This is a genomic window from Romboutsia sp. (genome assembly GCF_035470145.1).
Taxonomy (GTDB): Bacteria; Bacillota; Clostridia; order Peptostreptococcales; family Peptostreptococcaceae; genus Romboutsia_D.
This window is the reverse complement of sequence record NZ_DATIRC010000374.1, coordinates 1-1,538: the sequence shown is the minus strand read 5'-3', so window position 1 is coordinate 1,538 and position 1,538 is coordinate 1. Positions and strand designations below refer to the sequence as shown.

Annotated in this window: 2 protein-coding genes; both read right to left on the bottom strand. The window is 29.3% G+C overall.

What is annotated here, in order from left to right:
* Window positions 1–297, bottom strand: a 297-nt coding sequence (locus VLM92_RS14790) for an SAM-dependent methyltransferase (RefSeq protein WP_325277090.1), incomplete at its 3' end; no start/stop codon positions are given.
* 580 nt (window positions 298–877) lie between these two features.
* Complete coding sequence (locus tag VLM92_RS14785; RefSeq protein ID WP_325277089.1) at window positions 878–1,339, bottom strand: hypothetical protein; 462 nt, start codon at window positions 1,337–1,339, stop codon at window positions 878–880.
* Window positions 1,340–1,538: the final 199 nt, after the last annotated feature.

The following is a 1,538-nucleotide window of genomic DNA, read 5'->3' as shown; positions in this document are numbered from 1 at the left end:
GCTCTTCCGATCTTGAGTAGTAGCAATCATTGGATCACCTTGAACTAGAAAAACTGTTTTTCCTTTCTTTGCAGATTCAAAGAGTTGTTTTCCATCCTCATCCTCTAACATAAATCTTGAAACAATAACGACTTTCTTAGAAATAATCTTTTCAAGTCTTTTTATCGAGAATCCGGGCATAATACTTGTATAAAATTCAGCAAAAACGGTGTCTGCCTCTTTTATTTCTTCGATTCCCCTCAGAGTAATGTCTTTTTCATCGTATAACCCTAATCCCACAAAAACTAGTTCGTTCAATGGATTTCCTGCTCCAACTTTACGTAGTTTAAGAACAAAAAATATAACATTATTTATAGAGTCCCCATAATTCTTTCAACAAACGGAATTTCTTGTTGGTTTTTTCTCCTTTATTAAGCTATTATTTTATTTCATCAAAAATTGAGAATTTATTCCTAACCCAAAAAATTAGACAAAGCAATGCACTGAATTTCTTAGCAATATACCAAAAATTCCGGAAAATATAAAATAGTCACCAGAGGTTACCATCAATTTTCTTTTTTGGATCTATATTTTAAGATTTCTCAACAATTTTAATGTATTCAAAATTTTTATAAAAAAATGAATGAATGGTCAAAAAATAATAATATTTATATATATGCATACTTATTAATTAAAAATTAATGAAAGGTTGTGAGTTATTTATGAAGTGGAGAAATACAGAGAATCATAAATCTGGATTGAAAAAGATACGATTGATTACTCGATTAGAAGCCGAAAAATCAGGTTTCTTTCCACATTTATAATTACTTCAAACAAACAGAAATTATAATTATGGATAAAAGGGTGCACAAACAATTTTATTCTATTTAAAAATGTTTTACATTGGACCAGACAAAACTCTAGCGGCAAGTCCTGCTAAGAAGATTACAACAATAACAACTGCTAAAAATAGCATTTGAGGCATTCCAAGAATATAATGCTCAACATCCAGATTCAATGTCACCAACTTGCTTTCATTCATGTCGTTGTTGACAAAATTAAGTTGGTATTCACCTTTTGCATCACACATAAAGTTGTAATTTAATTCCCCAATTTCTCCAAAGTTAATTTCGGTTGCATTTGGATAAAAAAGTGAAAAAGATACGAAATTATTTTTTGTTCCAAGTATCTTGAATTCTATAACAACTCGGTCATTCACATCTAAGTTAATTTTCTGATTTATTTCGTCCCCAGCGGGTACAGTTAAACTTGATAGTGAAGCATTTGATAGATTAATCAAAAATACAATTAATAGTAATCCACCGAGTAAAATAATTCCAACTTTTTTATTGATTATCATCAATAAAAATTCTTAACCACATACAATAAACATTATGAATTTTCAATTAAGATTATAATTTTTCATGGATGTGAAACAAGTAACGAATAACCAAAATTAAACCAACCCCTAGGAATAGAAAACCAGAAATCAACAATGGGACGCGAATATACCAGAACCAAAAATAATTCTTAATGTACCAATCGAACCAAAATATGCT